The organism is Pseudarthrobacter phenanthrenivorans Sphe3 (assembly GCF_000189535.1).
Taxonomy (GTDB): Bacteria; Actinomycetota; Actinomycetes; order Actinomycetales; family Micrococcaceae; genus Arthrobacter; species Arthrobacter phenanthrenivorans.
Genome location: NC_015146.1, coordinates 145,955 through 162,403, shown reverse-complemented (window position 1 = coordinate 162,403; position 16,449 = coordinate 145,955). Strand labels below are relative to the sequence as shown.

Sequence of the window (16,449 nt, the reverse complement as noted above, 5' to 3'; positions counted from 1 at the left end):
TCAAATCACAGCTGCCATAAGGCGTAAGGCGGAAGCAATCAAGTTCGTTGTACCGGATGTGACCGTGCAGGCTTGGGCTGAGGCGGTGCATCGCGGTGACGAATTCCGGCTGCACTAACCTGGCCGGGATGGCCTGGTGCACGAACCAATGGACGTGTCCTTCGAGGGATAGGCTGGGCGGATGGCTGATTCACTGTTTGAAATTGATGCGCCGCAGAACACGGTACCGCTACAGCACCTGCCTATCACTGATGAACAGGTAGGCCAGCTACGCGCAGCATTTGCAGAAGCCGGCATCCACGAGCAGCATGAGCGGAAGGCTCTAATAGAGTCATTCATGGTTCGCCCGGTGAGCTCCCTACGGGACCTTTACGCGACTGACGCACATCGGCTACTAAATCTCCTCCGGCAGCGCAAAACCGTCCAGCCGAAAAAGGTCGGAGGTTCTGCCTGGGACAACCGGGAAGAAGAAACGTGGATAGATAAGCTCTAAGCAGCCACTCTCCATGTTCAGTTGGTTCTCAGTCGGCAGTCGCCGTTGTGACGTCAGCTGCAAACGACTTCATCAACCTGACCAATAGCCCTTCACGTGGGTCCAAGATGATGTCGCGGCCATCCGCCCAGGTTTTAAATGCCACGATGTCTGAATGAGCAGCGGGTATGCGGTACAAACGGTTCATATTTTTCGAATCGCGGAGAATCGCCTGCAGGTTGGGGCTATCGATATTCTGCTGGCTTTTTAGGAAAGCTGCGATGGCCTTCGCCTCGGGTTCGCTACGCCCCCGTAGGGCTGCATCGAGAGTGTGGAGACGACCTCCTAAAGTCTGAGTGAGGTTTATGAGCGCACCATACTTCTCCGCAGCGGGGTGGAAAATTCGTTCGTTCAATACCCTTTCGAATGCTGCTGCCAGCCCAAGCAACGGACCTGAATGGTCTGCATTTCTGGGGGCGTTGAGTCCGAAATACTCGGCTGTGACGATCATGGTCTGAGCTTGCTCATCAAGCTGCGGCCAGATGGCACGTAGCGACGTTTCGGTTGCTTTCAGGGTGGGTCCGAGCGTTGAGGGCGGTAATCTGTCGGCTTCTCGCCGCATCGCATCAACTGCTACCTCCTGGTGAATTGCGGCTGTAAATTCGCCTGCATCGGAGGAATCTTCCGGTCTCGGAGCTCCAAGAAGAGACAGAGATCGCTCCCCCAATCCAGCTGCTTTAACCGCCAACCGTGCCGCTGCCTCGAAGGGTGTCATAGAGTCAACTTCGGGATCTAGCCCGAGCGCATGGAGCTCGCCGCCTTGATCGCTGATGAGAGTGTGATCGGTCAGCTCTCCCGGGCTGTAGTAGAAAATTGCTCCCATCGGAGGCTTGGAGTGCTTTAAGTTACCGAAATAGCCCAGCAGTTTGTACAGCTCCTCCGTTGGTACTTTCCCAGGTCTGCGCCGCAGTTTTGGGTCGAAGATCGCTAAGCCACGTCCGGCGACCGTATCAGCGGTAACTGCCAGATCTGGAAAGCCCAGTAGCTGTCCCGGGCCGGGCTCGAATGACCACACCACACCACCTTCGGCCAGCGCCGTGAGTGAAGCTTGAAAGTGTAGTTGCAGACTGCCGGCTCCAATGTTCCATGTGTACATGGGCCCGCGGTTACGCTGGGCAAGACTCTTAGCGGCTGTCGCGGGAGGCCCAATGAGCGCGGTGATGGCGTTTGCTAACTTCAGTAAGCACCAGATCTCGAAAAGTTTGGTGTCAAAGCGCGAATCGTAGAAGCTCCATTCTCGGTCTCCTACATCGGCAACTGCGGTGCCGTAACGCGTTGCTGCCACCCAGTCAGCCAGTTCCTTGTAGGGTTCCGGGGAAGCGATGTGCCCGGCCTCTAACCGGGCATTGACTCTTTCGATTAGGTCTGGAAGGGCCGAGCGCCGCCATACATCCAGAGCGAGTGTGCTGGTTCCTGCAAGCAGTGGAAGGCCGAGGCTTCGGCCCAGTCCGTCCTGGAGACGTTGAAGATCCCGCAGTTCCGGTGATCTGGCGGGAAGGAAGTCTCGGGGCATGGTCGTCAGATCTCTTCTGATCCAATGCGCGGCGTAGGATGCCAGGATGTTTTCCGGGGTGGCATTCTCCCGTTCCACTAAACGAATTGGATAACGTCTGGGAACCGCTATCCTCCCATGCTCCCGACTGTAGCGAGACAGATCCAAGCGGCCACGGATTTGTCCGACCGATTCAGCGCTCACCTGCGAGTAGCGGAAGGTGGGGCGGGCGGCTATGTCGCCTAGGATGCGGAGCAGCCTTTCCGCCGCTGCCAGTGAAGCCCGCAGTCTGACGGCCTTCGCCAGATCGTCAACGGCCTTTTCATCAGGCGTGGTGGCGAGTTGCTGGCTGACTTCCAACTCCCAGGTGGGGGCATCCGCGAAGTACGTGGCCAGCAAGGGTAACGATGCATTGATAGCCGCGCGTCGTCCAGCAGCTGTAAAGCGGCCTCCTTCCGCTTCTACGGCATCATCAACCAGTTCTTCGTCGGTTGCCTGCGCCACTTTGCTCAGTAGCCCGTGCTGGAGGCCATGCGGAGGTGCTGCAGGGCGTCACGTGTCCGCGGTAGTTTTTGCGTCTGCAGCCAGGCTTCAGCAGCGTCGAGCTGTACCTTCGTAAGATTTCCGGCCTGCGGGATGATTCGATCTGCCAGGGCAAGATCAAGAGCGGGCAGCATAGCCTCGGGTGTGTTGCCGGTCGCGGGCAACCTCAGCGCGAGTTGGCGATAAACGTCCACAACCTGTGCCGTACCAAGAGGCCAGCCGGGACGGTTGGTTGCCTCGTCTCCGTAGCGAAGCGTTAACAGCAGGTCGGCTAAAACAGCGGAAGCCTGGACCAATCGCGGGTCGGCTACGAAATCATCTTGGTTGAACCGTTGGTCCCCATAAGTCTCGGCATACCAGCTGGCCGCGCTGACGCGCGCCTGCCGCAGTTCATCCGGCACCTGTTCCTTTTGTGGAACTCCGACGTAAATGAATTGGAACCGCCGGCTCAGCCCCTGCGAGAACGTGTACACGTAATTGGTGTCCACAGTATTCATCGTTGCGATAATCCGGAACCGCTTGGGCAACCAAACAGCGTTTCGCTGTTCAGAATCCCCGAACCACAGCGGCAGGGGCACATCCTCACCCCCACCTCCGAGGACCGTGTAAAGGGGGCCGATGGCCTTATCTATTTCAGCGCGGCTAAATTCATCGATGATGAGCCAATGAGCTTGGTGGGGCTCGGTTTTGCCCTCCTCCTCATCCGCGTGCCGACTGATTACGCTTGCGCATTCCAGGGCAGCCCGTGGCACATGCCCGAGCCAAGGCACCAGTGTCTCAATCCCGCCTTTCGACGTCGGATGCAGCCCACCGATAACGTCGTAAGTGCTCCAGTCGGCGGTAGCAGTCTCCAAGTGGGCTGATGCGTTGAACGTCTCTGCCAGCACGTAGGCCAAGGTCGTCTTGCCGGTGCCTGGCGGACCTTGAAGCACTATGTGTCCTCCAAGCAGGGCTACGATGCAGCGCTCCAGGAGGGCATCCGCATCCGGCAGCAACAGCTTCTTTTCCGCCGCGAGCTTCTTGGCACGGGCGGTCAACACTGGAACGTCAGCAGACTCCAGGTGCAATTTCGAAACTTCTTCGGCGGCGCGATGGTCTTCATCGAAGTAGAAGAGATTCGCGTTGTCGGCGAGACTCATGGCGTGGGCTCCCTCTTAGTCAGGCCAGCTAGAAAAGTGGCCTTATGGACGGTGGTGACGCGGCCATAGCGCCGACAGGTGAAGGTCACGTTTCGACGGGGGTTGCGCCCTTCCTTGGTAACCGTCTTCACCTTGAGATCGGTAATCCGCCAGATCGCCGTATCCAGCAGGTCATTGCCCTCCCGGTTGGCCAGGACAAGACGGTCGTTCTGTCGAAGCCACGCGGCGGGTGCGGAATTCCACAGGTCGGCCACAACAGTTGCCTCGTCGTCCGAAATTACGTACTCGAGGGGTTGAACGGCGGCAGTACGAGCCGCTTGTTGGTCGGAGATCCACGGCAGCAACAGGTGAGCGTCGGAATATCGTGCCGCTGCCCGGCTGTCCCAGTGAGGTTCTTCAACGGCGAATCCGTCAGCTGCAGCTTTGTCTAGGGTCGCCCTGTCGATGTGGACACTCGATGAGCTGCCGGTGGCGCGCTTCGTCCAGCCGTCAAAGGCCGCAATGACTTCGCGGTCGGCGTCTACACCAAACCCAACGGTTTGCCGGCCTTCCTCATGGAGCAGATCGCCTTCGTGAGAGCGGGTTGTCTGGATCCGGTAATTCATGCCCGTCCGGCCTTTGCCTTCGTGGGTGATCTTCCAGGCATAGGCGAGCAGCAGAAAGCGCTGCTTACCTCGGACAAGATCGACACGTGAAGGGTTGACGCTGCGGCCACCGCTGACGCTTTCGCGCGCGGCAACACCCCACCCTGTCTCGCTGAATTTCTCCAGAACTACATCAAGCGCGCTCACGTTGCATACAGTACAGATATGCCCAGTCGACGGAGAAACTGCGTCGACTGGGCGAGAGCCTTTAGCTCAGGTAATAGTGCCTGTCTTTGTTCGCCAAGTTTGAATTCAGCAGTTCTTCGAGAGCCTTAAAAGACAACCCCGTGGGCTTTGCACCATTGGCAATGACGGCCCCGATTGACAGTGAGTAAAGGTATTCGAGGCTGCGCTGATGGGTCACTTCGTTCTTGTCGCCCTGGGGCAGAGTGGCTAGGTGGCGGCGGATGGCCTCCAGTGCGATTTCGCCGGCTCCGTTGAGATTCTGCACGTCTCCTTTAGCGCCGGCCGTAAAAGTGATGACAAGGTCAAAGAACGGTACAAGCTCTGCTCCGCTGCGGCCCTTATAGCCCTTCATCGAGCGTTGCATCTTGTCCAGGACGCTCACGTCGGTTTGAACGAGTCCGGCATGGTCGGTGGCTGCGAGCAGGGCCGACCACACTTTGTCATCGGCGTTATGGAAAACAACGCTTGCCCGAGCCCCTGGCGCAAGCACGCGGCGAACTTCTGAGAATGCGCCGGAAAGCAGCTTCTCGTAGTCATCGAGGGACTTCCCGCCCGCAGTCGAGGGAAGCGACTTGTTAACGACAATCTCCTCGGTGAGATCTGTGACGTCACCAAGCCAGGATTCCCAGACGACATTGCAATCGCCATAGAACAGGTTCGCTCCAAAGGGCGGGTCGGTAAAGACATAGTCGATGCTTGAACTTGGGAGCCACGACAGATCTGTCGCCGACGATTGGCGAGCGAAAGAGCGGTCGACTCCGCCTTCCAAGTCCTGCAAAGCGGGATGGGTCGAATAAAAGCGACTTACCTGCGCAACTTGGTGGCGGAAGATTTCGAAGACGTTGCCCTCTGCGATCAGCTGTGGGATGTACAGGGTGCCGGTGAGTGGACGTTGGCCGCCAAAGGCGTTGTAGCGCCGCATACGCGTTGCATGCCACGCCGTGTTGGTGAAGGCGAACTTCAGGGCGGACTGGACTTTCTGGTCCGCTTTGGTGGTGATGTAGTGCCACAACTCGCTGAGCGCGAGTTGGCTCCGGTGATTCCAGAAATCAGCCACCTGAGTGACATTGCGCAGATGAAGGGCTGAGCGTCGGTACATCTCCCGGTCCGGGCCCAGCGGAACTTTGGGAACCCAATGGGTCACAGGCCGCTGGGCAATGGTGGCAAGCAAGGTGAGGTCATGCTCATCCGCCGGCCCTCTTTGGAGCTTGCGGCAAGAACCGCAGGCAACGGCTTTTTCTGCAGGTTGTGTGGGCACACCACTAAGACCTGACCGGGTCTGTTCATTGCCGCATTTTCCGCAGGTGAGGGTGCGGGAGCTGCTGCCGCTTTCAGTTTTTTGGTCCCAGACGCGGATGGGTTCTGAGCATTGTGTGCAGGTATGCACGTCCGTCCATACCTGGTGCCGCAGACGCTCCAAGCGGCCGCAGGTGGGGCAGTTCGATGCGTAGAGCGCCACTTCTGTGGGTGTCATGGCCGTGGTTAGTGAGGTCATGGCTGCGGCGATGACTGTCGGGGGTACCGGGTGGCTGTGATTGTGGGCCAGGTGAACTGCACCCGGAGCAAGGTCCGACAGCAGAGCTCGCCGTCCTGTGTTGAGTGCGGCTAGTCCGGTCATGCCGGATCCACAGAAGGGATCGAGCACGACACTGTCGGGCTCACTGCTGGCCAGAATGAAAGGTTCAATGGCCCCCGGCGGTACTTTCGTCGGGTAGGTGTGCACTTGGTAGGCGCTGCTGCCCTTCGAAGAGGAGGTATCCGTTGGGATGGGTCGCCGGGCAGGGCCCCCTGTTTCGCGGAGTATTTCCTTAAGCCGTGGATCCATGTCCAGCTCAGTGATGTTGGCAGTGAGGGTCATTAGATTCCTTCAGGCTTGATATCGGGTGAAGCGTCGGCGGCCGGCAAGGGACTCCAAGCGCCCTTTTCGAACAGGAAGGTCTTGGTTAGGAGAACCTCAACTTGTCCGTAGGAATAGCCGGCGAAGGAGGCACCGCGCTCCAGCAGGAACCTCATGACGAAAGAATGGAGGTAGGGTGTGGTTCGCTGTCGTTGAGAAGCGGTCTGAAGATGGGTTTTGATTGCATCTATCACTTCTGTCTCGTCCACTGCCTTGGTGGTCGACTGCCGTCGTCTGGCAACCCCACCCACTGTGGAGTGAAGGTGCAACACAAGGTCGAAGCTTGATACCCGTTCCTGATTCGTCATTTGCTTCACCCCCTTGAAACTGGGCTGGGACTTGTCGAAGGCGACAGCAGATTCAAGGGTCAGGTCGGCGCTCTCAATGGCGCGTTCAAGACTGCTCCAGACGGCATCATCACTGCTGTGGAACATGACGCTCGCCCAAGCGCCAGGCTTAAGCACCCTAGCGATTTCTCCGAAACTGGCTGACATCAGCTTCTCGTAATCGTTGAGACTCTTTCCGCCGTGCTCAGCGGTCAAGGAAGTCGACACGATTGCCTCATTCGTCGTGTCAGTGAAGTCGTCCAGCCAGGACTCCCACAGGAAGGAGGCATCGGAGTAATAGATGTTGGCGCCAAAGGGAGGATCGGTGAAAACATAGTCCACGCTCTGGTCTTGGAGATGCCTGAGCTCAGTGGCAGAGGATTGGGTGACGCTGCATTGCCCTGGAGCCTCGCTCACCTTTTTTGCCAGCTGGACGACGGCGCTGAGCTTTCTGCGAAGCAGCGAAAAGACGTTGAATTCGTATGTCATGGATGCGATGTACAGCGTGCCCGAGAGCACGTTCGTGGGTCGCTTGGGATTCCACTGATACCTGCGGGATGCCCGGTTCACGATCGCGGTCGTGGCGAACCGCAAACCGGTCCGCTCCGATGAAGCACTGGCCAGCCTCCACACCGCAGCCAGGGCCCGCAGATTGCGATCAGTAAAAAAGTCAGCAGCTGTGGCGATACCCATCTTGCCGTGCTGCCCGCGCCACATCTCGCGCCAACTCTCCAACGGTGCCGTGGGATACCAGTCGGTGATCTCCCCTCGATGAGGGGAGTGAGCAATGGCCCGTTCTATCGCTGTGAGTGGCCGCTGTTCCCGACTCTTGCACCCTAAACAGGCCACCGAGACTAGGACTGGAGCGCCCGGCAGTATTTCCGCGTCTCCCTTGCGGAAACCGGAAGAACACAAGGGACAAACGAGGTTCTTTGAAATGGTCCCGTCCGGTTGCCGCGCGGCATCCCAGAAAAGTACCTCATGACTGCAGCCTGGGCAGACAACAGTGTCAGACCAGACCGTGTATTCAATGCGAGCATCGCCCTCGCAACGTGAACACTTTGTTCCGTAGAGCTCCTGCTCCAGATCAGCGAGGCTAGCCAATAAATCGCGTGCTGCCTCAGCCAGCGCTACAGGATCACTCGGCGTTGTGTACCCGGAAGCAATATGGACAGCTGCGGGAGCCAAATCCGAAAGGAGCCCTTTGCGGCCAGTCAGCAGGGCCGCAACACCGGTCATCCCCGACCCGCAGAAGGGGTCCAAAACTGTGTCGCCGGGGTTCGTGTAGTGCTCGATAACAGGCGCGATCCCCTCAGGGGGGACCTTGGTGTGGTAGCTATGTGCCCGGTAGAAGATGGAACCCTTCGCCCCAGTGATTTCCTGCCTGTACGGCTCCGTTACCGTTCGGCTCATTTCTGGGAATCCTTCGTGCCGAAGCGGACAGTGAACACAACGCCTAGAGCATCGGCAATCCGTGCCAGATTGGCCATGGTAATTTCATGGTCCCCTCTTTCCCAGCGGGCAACCACTGACTGGGTGGACCCCATCCGGGTCGCAAGCTGATGCTGGGTAAGCCCTTGACTCTCGCGATTCAGGCGCACCATAGTGGCGATTTCAGAGGGAGTGGAACCGCATTCTTGGGGCGATTCCGGGGCTTGGTCTTGAAGGAGTGGCACAGCTCCTATGCTATGAGCTGATGCGAAGGGCATCGAATCGACACGCCACCCGCCCTTTGAGACCTTCGACTCATCACGCCGATGGAAGCTGCCGAAGTGACAACTCCAGGGCCGCGTTAAACGGCAGTCCGGGATATTCCCGGGCGGTGTGACGTTGCCATCTGGACGGATGGCGGGGCTCGTCGCTGACTGACCATACCTTGCTGTCGGAAATACAGATCTCCTGACGCAGCCATGCGATCTGTGCCCTGAAATGAGCACGTACTTCCCCAACGGGCTCCTGGCAGCCATAAGCCAGCAGAATGTCCCCGCTAACCGCCAGGCGCTCACCGATTTCAGCCCGGGCGGAAAGCCACAGGTCGTAGTCCTTCCCAATCGCGTTGACCTCAAGAACGCTCTTGGTTGCAAGTGGAAAGAGATTCGCAATCGTTGCCTCTTCGTGCCCCAGCAGCTTAGCGGCGAGAGTGACCCGGGCGATGGTTCTGGCGCCGGTCGACAACGGAGGATTGAACAAGATTGCCGTGAACCCTGTGGGTGCCGTGCTGCGGCCCATTCATTCGTCTCTCTGTGCACCCGCGACGGTGTGCTGCTGGGTAGCAGAAAATGGTCGTCACGATCTAATTCCGAACACCCAAGAGTAGCGAATGGGGGGCGTTCGGAAGGAACCGTCAGGTTTCACTGAGTCGGCCGTTTAGGATCGAGCATGACGTGGAACAACTACGGGACCGAGTCAGTCCATGAACTTGATGGTCAGACGTCCATAAACGACTACCTCTTCCCCACAGCAGCCATAGTGCCGGTCGAAGTCAGACCACCCACGGACGAGGAACTGGCAGTGTTCCTTTCAGGTCACGACCTCTGAGATTTTGGTTTGCCCCTCTTCTCAGACCACGGGAATGTGGGCCGCAGACTGTGCGGCCGCGCGGGCAATCAGTAGCGCGATACGTAGACAGGGTTCGCTGCAGCGTCGCTGATCTCGACGGCCAAGTCCGTGCTCAGCCGATGGCCGTCGGCTTTCTTGATCAGGAATTTCATGGCCACAGCCGTACGCTCCGCTTTGGAGTAAACCGCTTGCCAGGCAGGGAAGTTCCTAAGTTCCTCGGCTATCTCCGCTTTGCGAGCTCGGAAGTCTTGCTCGAACTCGTAAACCTTGGCACTTATGATCCTGTTAGCTTCGGGCATGACCCGATGGGACAAGGTGATGTCGTCGATCTCGTCCATTCCGGCTTCAGCGATGATAGTTGCCATCAGGTGCCGACGCTTGCCCACTTGTTCGCCGCGGTATTTGCGGGATTCAGCCAGAACTGTCGCCGCCGTTTGGATATTCGTGTAGTACTCGGTCAGGCGTTCCCGCTGGGCTTCATTGGATTCTTCCTCTGACTCTTCAACCGCTTCGTGTAGCTCATTGAGGAAGGGAACCAGCCAATCAGTGCCAGCGTGCCACTCATAAAGCAGCCCCTGGGCGGCCCAGATTACCGTCACACTTTGGTGCTGTCCGTTGTACTGCCGAGCAGCTTCAATCAGATTCTTGGCCCGAGCGGACAAATTTTCCTGGTCATCGACAAGCTCGTCTAGGTAGTTCTGCACTTCGAAGGTGGAAGCACTAGAGCTGATGAATACCGCCCCGACCTTGGCTGCCACCCGGACGGCTTCGTCGACATTGAGGTCGCTGCCACTGAGGGCTATGTGGCTTTCACCCTCAACCTTTGCGCCAGGCACGAACAAAATGCCGGCCTCGTGGGCGCGGGCCGGAATGCTCTCGGCGATTTCTGCCAACTCCGTGGAGGTGTACGTAAAGGTCATGATTCAGATACTAGGACGTGTCCCGGTGGGGCGAGGACGGCACCAGCAAGGGGATGTGAAATGGCCCTGGACGGGCGGCCATAAGCGGAAAGCGAAGGAGCGGTCGGCTAGATCGTGACCTCACGCAACACCTTGTCCAATTCACTCAAGACCCTTTTTGCTTCATCAGCCTTTGCGTACGGCCCAGGCATCCGAAACACACGTGCACCCCAACTCGTCGTCTTCTCCTGCAAGCCCGGCTTTGATTTCCTCAAGCCGAGCAGCGCCTGAACCGGATGCCGGAACACCCCAATAACCAAGGGAACCTTGCGAGCCGCCAAGGAGGCCTCAAGCAAAGGCAACCCCTCACGAATTCGCTCGGCTTTCACCTGCTTCTCCCCCAGGGACGGAACCTTCACAATGTCCGTAAAGGCTATTCCACACTGCACTGCAGCGTCATCCAGGAACGGCGCGTCCGCCGGATCGAACAGGCCGACTTCAGCCAACCGCAACAGCTGACGCCGCCCTGCCGGACCTTGATAATAGTGGCCCGCCTCGACACTCTTCGGCGCGGGGTTTAGACCGACAACGGCAGCAATAACGTGCTCAGTAGGCCATAAATCGGCAAGCGTCAGTCCCCCCTGCCCGTCCGGCAAGCTCTCCTGATGGCCAATCAACCGATCTACCATTTGTGAGACGACTCAGTTGAAGGACTCAGCACGGACGACTACTAATCCGGCCAACGCGGTTGTGTCGAGTCCAGTAGGTGCGTCCCCATTGAGAACGTTGAGGACATATCCCGGCGGAGTTCGACGCAACCCCCGCAGTATTTGAATAAAGTACGGAGCGGAAAGGTGTCCCTGGTCTGCTGGTAGCGACTCGAACACATAATCCTCGCTGATCTGATCAGTCAGGTTCTTTTCCATAAGATCGAATTGCCAAGATCGCCTTTCCCGCGCCTTGGACACGAGCTGTTTTGCCACCGCTTGGGGAACACCGGCTGCTTCGGTGGTCAGGAATTCCTTCAATTCCGGTGTAAGTCCGTAAGTCCATTCCTGCGTACGAGGGGTCTCAGTGTCCGCTTGTGGATCCGCGATGCTCTCCAGTGGAATGGACTCCCTGTAGGCAACTCCGGGCTCTGCTCCTACGCCGTCGGCCGCCAACACCGACGGGTAAAACGAAACCGACTTACGGATGCAACGGTCACACTGCCCAAAGTCAGAAGGATGGTCCTTCCTACCGCACTCAACAGGCTTCCGATAGTCGGGGGAGCCAAGATAAAGCGCATAGCTCGGCGCTACGTTGAGGACATCCGCCGTTGCGTGTAGATCTTCCCACTGCTTTCCCGACTTGTATCCGAAGTCGATGGTCCATCGCTCCTTGTCCTTCTTGAGTCGCTTGGCTTGCACAAGCATGCCGAAGGATGTGCCGTCGTGGCCAACCCACCACCATAACCAGTCAGCCCCCACACCCGCTCCGCCGTCTTTCAGTCGCTTATCACCCCCCTCTTGATTCCTAGTGAAAGGGACGACATGAACCAGCGGGGGCACTTCGACGAGCATGATGTTGGTAGTGGTTTCTTCATCCCAGTCCAAACCGGAAGTCTCCCCCATAGCCATGTATTGATACGCGGCATTTCGTGCTCGCTCAAGGACTTGCTGGAGAGTGGGGACGGAGTTAGTCACCAAGTAATGATGACAGTTCCACGGAGGGCCCTCCGGGCGAGTAGTCCGTTCCAGTTCCTTGGAATTGGAACACGTCGCTGGAGAGGACCCTGGCCAGCAGGAATACTCGACTCCGTTAGCCTTGCCTGGCCTTTGCCAACGCTTGCTTTCGTCCGGCACATAGTCTTTCTGAATGACGACACACGCGGATCTTCAGGCTGTTCCTATCAAACAGATCTGGCAGCAATTACGAGCGCTCCGTTCCCAGCGGGTCGGTCGAGCTGCCCGAGGCGATCGTCAGAAAACCTTCAACGCCGCCCTGGAGCAGGCGGAACAGCTGTTCTCCGCCGGTTCGACAGTCGGCACCGCAACCCAGCCCATATTGCTTTTTTACGGGTTGTCACAGCTTGGTCGGGCCATCGCTGCCACCTCAACGGAACTCGACAACAATGAGTATCGACTTAGCGGGCACGGCATTAGCGATCAGCTCAACGGAGCAGCCACCCAAGGCCTCGCCCGAGTACCCGTCCGCGGCGAAGGCAAGGGTGCATTCCCGGTAGTAGCAAAGGCGCTGAAAGCATCGCCCATGAGCCAAGAGGTCGCCTTAGGTGACCTCTGGGGCCTGCTACCCGATGCCGAACGATTCCCGTTGCCCGGAAACTCCCGGCTCCAACGGCTGATACTCGACCAGGAGTCACCGCACATTATTCGGGTTTCGGACCTCGCAAGGGGACAGCTCTACCCGCTGCCTATCGACCTCCAAGTTAGCGTTAAGGATCCCTCCATCGGACGCGATGTCATCCCCGAAGCGGAGATCACAGAAGAGCACCACTTACTCCGGAAGCACCTTGAGCCCTATCCCTCTCTGGCTGGATGGCGCCTTCCAGATCCAACCGGCCGTATCCCTTATCAACGCGGCTACTACGACTCTGAGACATGGCTGCATGCCCCAGTCGCTTTCCCGAAATCTAGCTCGGAATCAGAGAAGTCAGCATTAGAAGGCCGCGCCACCGAATACCACGGCGTCCTCTCTGTGTATCCGAGTCTGGACGACTCGAACCTACCCGCCCACCCCTTCATGCTGTGGTGGGCCGTACTATTTACCCTCTCCCGCCTAGCCAGATATGAGCCCAGCGTCTGGTTGAAACTGACATCAGTCGCAGAAGATCCAAGCGCAGTCCCAATCGAATACATACTCAATGAAGCAATCAGGGCTGTCCCCGAACTGGCGCTGAACGCAATCCTCTGCGTCTCCGGGCAAGGAGGTTAGTTCGTAGGCCCCAGGTCGGATCGCCTTTTAGTAAGGGGGTCTCCTGAGATCAATTGCCAGCCAGAGCGACCAACACTCCAAGCACCGCCACTGCCCCAATCAGTAGTCCAAACCGGCAAACCCTAGTCGGGAAAGGGTGCTGGCTTTGCGACGTGCACTTCCTTGGAATTGGGACACAACTCGGCGAGGCAGGTTCGCTCCGTGGCTATCGGCGGTAAATGGCGGCTTTTTCACGGCGCTATTTGTCACTTGGTACCTAGGGGCCTCCGTTGTAGGTTCCGAAGTTCCCGGCCCGCCGGCCATCTTGTCGCCGCACGATGTCAGCAGTTGCCTAACCTTGGTGCGCCATAAGCTGTCCCAAAATTAGGAACGCGTTATGCAGCTGCGGATGCGACTTCTGGGACGTCGTTCCTGCTGAGGGCCCGAGTCAGTGATGAAACGCTGACGCTAAGCCGCTCAGCCGTTTCCTTCAAAGTCTTTCCTTCATTGCGCAGCTGCCGGGCCGTTTCTAATTTCCCCGGTGTCATCGCCCGCGGGCGGCCACCGAGCCGGCCTCGCGCTTTAGCTGCGGCCAGCCCAGCCTTCGTTCTTTCCGACAGCCGTGAGCGCTCATATTCCGCGAGAGAAGCGAACATGTCAAAGATGAGCTTGCCGTGGGCACTGGTCGTATCCAACCAAGGTTCAGCCAGGGAACGGAAGCCTATCCCCCGCTTACCCAACACTGTGACGATGTCCGCGAGGTCGGAGGTACTACGGCCTAGCCTGGTCAGGTCCGCTACCAACAGCACGTTGCCCGGCTGCAGATAATCCAGGCAGTCCTTCCAGCGCGCCCTTGCCTGGGTAGCACCGGACGCATACTCCTGAAAGACCCGGACCGCTCCGGCCGCTACCAGCGCGTCCACCTGCGAATCGAGCGATTGACCACGAGTACTGACCCTCGCATAGCCGACCATGTTCCTAGACACGTCAAAAACCCTCCAACAACCCTTTTGACCGGCTTTCTTTTCGGCAACCAGTTTTGACCACAGTAAGAGGAATTTTTCGACTTCTTGGGACTGTCCGATAAACGGTGTGTGGAGTCCGGCCGGTTTTCATTGTTGAGTGGTTCTTTCGAACCGGCCAGCGAAGGTAATAGCGAACGCGTTTAGCGCAGGCTTCCACCTCATCACCCAGCGTGCACGGCCACCGCCGGTTGGATCAAGAGATCTGGTGACCAGGTATAGGCATTTCAGGGCAGCGGTCTCGTTCGGAAAGTGCCCGCGGGCCCTCACCGCCCTTCGGTAGCGTGCGTTGATCGACTCGATCGCGTTCGTCGTGCAGATGACCCGTCGGATCTCCACGTCGTACTCCAGGAAGGGCACGAATTCGGCCCAGGAGGATTCCCAGAGCCGTACGATGGCCGGATACCGCTGGCCCCACTCGGCAGTGAATTCGGCGAACCGGTCCTTCGCCGCCTGCTCGGACGGGGCCGTGTAGACCGGCTTGAGCGCCTTGACGATGCCGTCGCGGTGCTGGCGTCCGGCGTAGCGGAAGCTGTTGCGGATCAGGTGCACGATGCACTGCTGCACCACCGTCCGCTCCCACGTGGTCGTGATCGCCTCCGGCAGGCCTTTGAGCCCGTCGCAGACGGCGATCAGCACATCTTCCACGCCCCGGTTCTTCAGCTCCGAGAAGACCTGCAGCCAGAACCGGGCACCCTCGCCACCGTCGCCGGCCCAGATGCCCAGGATCTCCCGCTCCCCATTGGTGGTGACGCCCATAACGACGTAGAACGGGGTGTTGCGCACCTGCCCGTCACGGACCTTGACCACGACCGCATCAACGAACAGCACCGGATAGATCGGATCCAAAGGCCGGGCCGACCATTCGGCCAGTTCTCCGGCGACTTTCTCCGTGATGCGGCTGATGGTGTCTTTAGAGACTCTGGCCCCGTAGACCTCCTCGAAGTGGGCGGCGATTTCCCCGGTCGTCAGCCCCCGGGCAGAGAGGGAGAGCACGATCTGGTCGATCCCGTCCAGACGCCGTTTCCGCTTGGGCACGATCACCGGTTCGAACGACCCGTCCCGATCCCGGGGCACCTCAATCTCGACCGGACCGATCTCGGTCAACACGGTCTTTGACCTGGTGCCGTTGCGCATGTTGGCTGCGATCGGTGTCTGGCCGTGCTCGTGGCCGAGGTGCTCTGTCAGCTCGGCTTCCAGAGCGGTCTCCAGCACATTTCTCGTGAGTTGGTTCAGCAGCCCGCCCGGGCCTACCAGGCTCACGCCCTGTTCCTTGGCCTGCGCGAGCAACCGCTCCGCAAGCTCCTTCTGATCGATGATCTCTCCCGTCACAGGATCGATCATCACCCCTGCCATCTCGGACGTGGACTCTGACACGGCCGTCTCCTTTCGGATCAGGCCGGACTCCACACACCGTTATTCAGACAGTCCCGACTTCTTTTGTGGATGTTGGCGTTAGGTGGCGGCTTTTTGTGTTCGCTCTTTGTCGCTAGTTGCCGATGACGAGGATGCTTGCTGCTGCTTCTACGACGTCGTCGGTGATGGTTTCGAGTTGGTTGATTTTTAGGACGCGTGTGATCTGTGGGAATAGCCGTTCGAGGAGCCGGAAGTTGCCGCGGGTGATGCGTTCTACTGCGGCGATTGCCTGGGCGTCGGTGAAGTCGTCCGGGTCGAGGGTGCGGCCGAGGCGTTTCCAGTGTCGGTCCAGAACGAAGAGGAGCTCGTCTCTGCCGAGGGCGCGGTATCGGTGGGAGAAGCCGAGGCGGCTGTATAGCTGGGGGTAGTGCCGGAATCGTTGGTCTATGCCGGGCATGCCGATGAGGATCATCGGCAGGTGGGTTCGGTCGTGGTTGTCACAGAGGAGTTCAAGGGCTGTCGCGTTGAGGCGTTCGGCTTCGTCGATGATGAGCAGCTCCACGAGCGTGGTGACTCTGTTCATTGAGCGTGGTGCGGCATCGAGTTTGTGTAGGTGTTCGTCGATGCACGAGCCGATTCTCACCTGGTATCGGTGTATGTCTTCCATGAGTGTTTTGGGACGGCAGAGTACGTCCGGGGTGTAGAAGACGGTGCGGGAGCGGTTGGCCAGGCTGTAGTGCTTTTCGTCCTGATCGCCGCGTGGTCCCCACTCGGTGATGTACGGCTCAAGGTCATCCCAGTTTGCGTAGCGGCGCGCGGAGAGTGTTTTACCCACCCCGGCGTCCCCGTGGCAGATTCCTATTGTTCGTTCTTTTCGGACTGCGTTGGCGAACTCGTTGAAGCGTCGGTGTTCCTTGGTGACGATGAATGTGGGGTTCATC

At 58.6% G+C, this 16,449-nt stretch carries 16 protein-coding genes; 3 read left to right on the top strand and 13 right to left on the bottom strand.

Annotated features, from left to right (window positions below):
• Window positions 1-181 precede the first annotated feature (181 nt).
• Entirely contained in the window at window positions 182-493 is a 312-nt protein-coding gene (locus ASPHE3_RS20530; protein WP_013603084.1) for a hypothetical protein, read from the top strand.
• A gap of 28 nt (window positions 494-521) precedes the next feature.
• Here ASPHE3_RS20530 and ASPHE3_RS20525 read toward each other — a convergent pair whose 3' ends face one another.
• From ASPHE3_RS20525 to ASPHE3_RS20495, 7 genes are all read right to left on the bottom strand, one after another.
• Window positions 522-2,528, bottom strand: a complete 2,007-nt coding sequence (locus ASPHE3_RS20525; protein ID WP_013603083.1) for a hypothetical protein — start codon at window positions 2,526-2,528, stop codon at window positions 522-524.
• A gap of 5 nt (window positions 2,529-2,533) precedes the next feature.
• Window positions 2,534-3,706, bottom strand: coding sequence for an AAA family ATPase (locus ASPHE3_RS20520; protein WP_013603082.1), 1,173 nt, complete (start codon window positions 3,704-3,706; stop codon window positions 2,534-2,536).
• The gene (locus tag ASPHE3_RS20515; protein WP_013603081.1) at window positions 3,703-4,497 is read right to left on the bottom strand and encodes a hypothetical protein; all 795 of its coding nucleotides are present in this window, start codon (window positions 4,495-4,497) and stop codon (window positions 3,703-3,705) included. The genes ASPHE3_RS20520 and ASPHE3_RS20515 overlap by 4 nt, the downstream gene beginning before the upstream one ends.
• 61 nt (window positions 4,498-4,558) lie before the next feature.
• On the bottom strand, window positions 4,559-6,394 hold the full coding sequence (locus ASPHE3_RS20510) for a DNA methyltransferase (protein ID WP_013603080.1): 1,836 nt from the start codon (window positions 6,392-6,394) through the stop codon (window positions 4,559-4,561).
• Window positions 6,394-8,172 carry a DNA methyltransferase gene (locus ASPHE3_RS20505; protein ID WP_013603079.1) on the bottom strand — a complete coding sequence of 593 codons (1,779 nt, stop codon included), beginning with the start codon at window positions 8,170-8,172 and terminating at the stop codon, window positions 6,394-6,396. The genes ASPHE3_RS20510 and ASPHE3_RS20505 overlap by 1 nt, the downstream gene beginning before the upstream one ends.
• Window positions 8,169-8,363, bottom strand: a complete 195-nt coding sequence (locus tag ASPHE3_RS21340) for a helix-turn-helix domain-containing protein (RefSeq protein ID WP_013603078.1) — start codon at window positions 8,361-8,363, stop codon at window positions 8,169-8,171. Before ASPHE3_RS21340 ends, ASPHE3_RS20505 begins: the two co-directional genes overlap by 4 nt.
• Before the next feature lie 145 nt (window positions 8,364-8,508).
• Window positions 8,509-8,988, bottom strand: coding sequence for a DUF1643 domain-containing protein (locus ASPHE3_RS20495; RefSeq protein WP_013603077.1), 480 nt, complete (start codon window positions 8,986-8,988; stop codon window positions 8,509-8,511).
• A gap of 150 nt (window positions 8,989-9,138) precedes the next feature.
• Between ASPHE3_RS20495 and ASPHE3_RS22390 the strand changes: the two genes are divergently transcribed.
• Window positions 9,139-9,297: a hypothetical protein gene (locus ASPHE3_RS22390; protein WP_013603076.1), complete on the top strand. Its 159-nt coding sequence runs from the start codon at window positions 9,139-9,141 to the stop codon at window positions 9,295-9,297.
• Between the two features lie 68 nt (window positions 9,298-9,365).
• Here ASPHE3_RS22390 and ASPHE3_RS20490 read toward each other — a convergent pair whose 3' ends face one another.
• From ASPHE3_RS20490 to ASPHE3_RS20480, 3 genes are all read right to left on the bottom strand, one after another.
• Complete coding sequence (locus ASPHE3_RS20490) at window positions 9,366-10,238, bottom strand: hypothetical protein (protein WP_013603075.1); 873 nt, start codon at window positions 10,236-10,238, stop codon at window positions 9,366-9,368.
• Window positions 10,239-10,345: 107 nt separating this feature from the next.
• Window positions 10,346-10,894 (bottom strand): uracil-DNA glycosylase family protein, encoded by a 549-nt coding sequence (locus ASPHE3_RS20485; protein WP_254363157.1) that lies wholly within the window; start codon window positions 10,892-10,894, stop codon window positions 10,346-10,348.
• 24 nt (window positions 10,895-10,918) lie between these two features.
• Window positions 10,919-11,812: a hypothetical protein gene (locus tag ASPHE3_RS20480; RefSeq protein ID WP_148258206.1), complete on the bottom strand. Its 894-nt coding sequence runs from the start codon at window positions 11,810-11,812 to the stop codon at window positions 10,919-10,921.
• A 262-nt stretch (window positions 11,813-12,074) separates the two neighbouring features.
• On the opposite strand from ASPHE3_RS20480, the gene ASPHE3_RS20475 reads away from it, so the two are divergent.
• Window positions 12,075-13,151 carry a YaaC family protein gene (locus tag ASPHE3_RS20475; protein WP_013603072.1) on the top strand — a complete coding sequence of 359 codons (1,077 nt, stop codon included), beginning with the start codon at window positions 12,075-12,077 and terminating at the stop codon, window positions 13,149-13,151.
• A 374-nt stretch (window positions 13,152-13,525) separates the two neighbouring features.
• Here ASPHE3_RS20475 and ASPHE3_RS20470 read toward each other — a convergent pair whose 3' ends face one another.
• From ASPHE3_RS20470 to ASPHE3_RS20460, 3 genes are all read right to left on the bottom strand, one after another.
• On the bottom strand, window positions 13,526-14,104 hold the full coding sequence (locus ASPHE3_RS20470; protein WP_013603071.1) for a recombinase family protein: 579 nt from the start codon (window positions 14,102-14,104) through the stop codon (window positions 13,526-13,528).
• A 138-nt stretch (window positions 14,105-14,242) separates the two neighbouring features.
• Entirely contained in the window at window positions 14,243-15,496 is a 1,254-nt protein-coding gene (locus ASPHE3_RS20465) for an IS256 family transposase (RefSeq protein WP_041653295.1), read from the bottom strand.
• A gap of 145 nt (window positions 15,497-15,641) precedes the next feature.
• Window positions 15,642-16,448, bottom strand: coding sequence for an AAA family ATPase (locus ASPHE3_RS20460; protein ID WP_041653718.1), 807 nt, complete (start codon window positions 16,446-16,448; stop codon window positions 15,642-15,644).
• Between the last annotated feature and the right edge of the window lies 1 nt (window position 16,449).

Coding starts and splice junctions, on each gene's coding strand:
- ASPHE3_RS20465 (WP_041653295.1), bottom strand. CDS start 15,496: ATGATCGATCCTGTGACGGGAGAGATCATCGATCAGAAGGAGCTTGCG.
- ASPHE3_RS20490 (WP_013603075.1), bottom strand. CDS start 10,238: ATGACCTTTACGTACACCTCCACGGAGTTGGCAGAAATCGCCGAGAGC.
- ASPHE3_RS20495 (WP_013603077.1), bottom strand. CDS start 8,988: ATGGGCCGCAGCACGGCACCCACAGGGTTCACGGCAATCTTGTTCAAT.
- ASPHE3_RS20505 (WP_013603079.1), bottom strand. CDS start 8,172: ATGAGCCGAACGGTAACGGAGCCGTACAGGCAGGAAATCACTGGGGCG.
- ASPHE3_RS22390 (WP_013603076.1), top strand. CDS start 9,139: ATGACGTGGAACAACTACGGGACCGAGTCAGTCCATGAACTTGATGGT.
- ASPHE3_RS20520 (WP_013603082.1), bottom strand. CDS start 3,706: ATGAGTCTCGCCGACAACGCGAATCTCTTCTACTTCGATGAAGACCAT.
- ASPHE3_RS21340 (WP_013603078.1), bottom strand. CDS start 8,363: ATGGTGCGCCTGAATCGCGAGAGTCAAGGGCTTACCCAGCATCAGCTT.
- ASPHE3_RS20510 (WP_013603080.1), bottom strand. CDS start 6,394: ATGACCCTCACTGCCAACATCACTGAGCTGGACATGGATCCACGGCTT.
- ASPHE3_RS20475 (WP_013603072.1), top strand. CDS start 12,075: ATGACGACACACGCGGATCTTCAGGCTGTTCCTATCAAACAGATCTGG.
- ASPHE3_RS20530 (WP_013603084.1), top strand. CDS start 182: ATGGCTGATTCACTGTTTGAAATTGATGCGCCGCAGAACACGGTACCG.
- ASPHE3_RS20470 (WP_013603071.1), bottom strand. CDS start 14,104: ATGGTCGGCTATGCGAGGGTCAGTACTCGTGGTCAATCGCTCGATTCG.
- ASPHE3_RS20460 (WP_041653718.1), bottom strand. CDS start 16,448: ATGAACCCCACATTCATCGTCACCAAGGAACACCGACGCTTCAACGAG.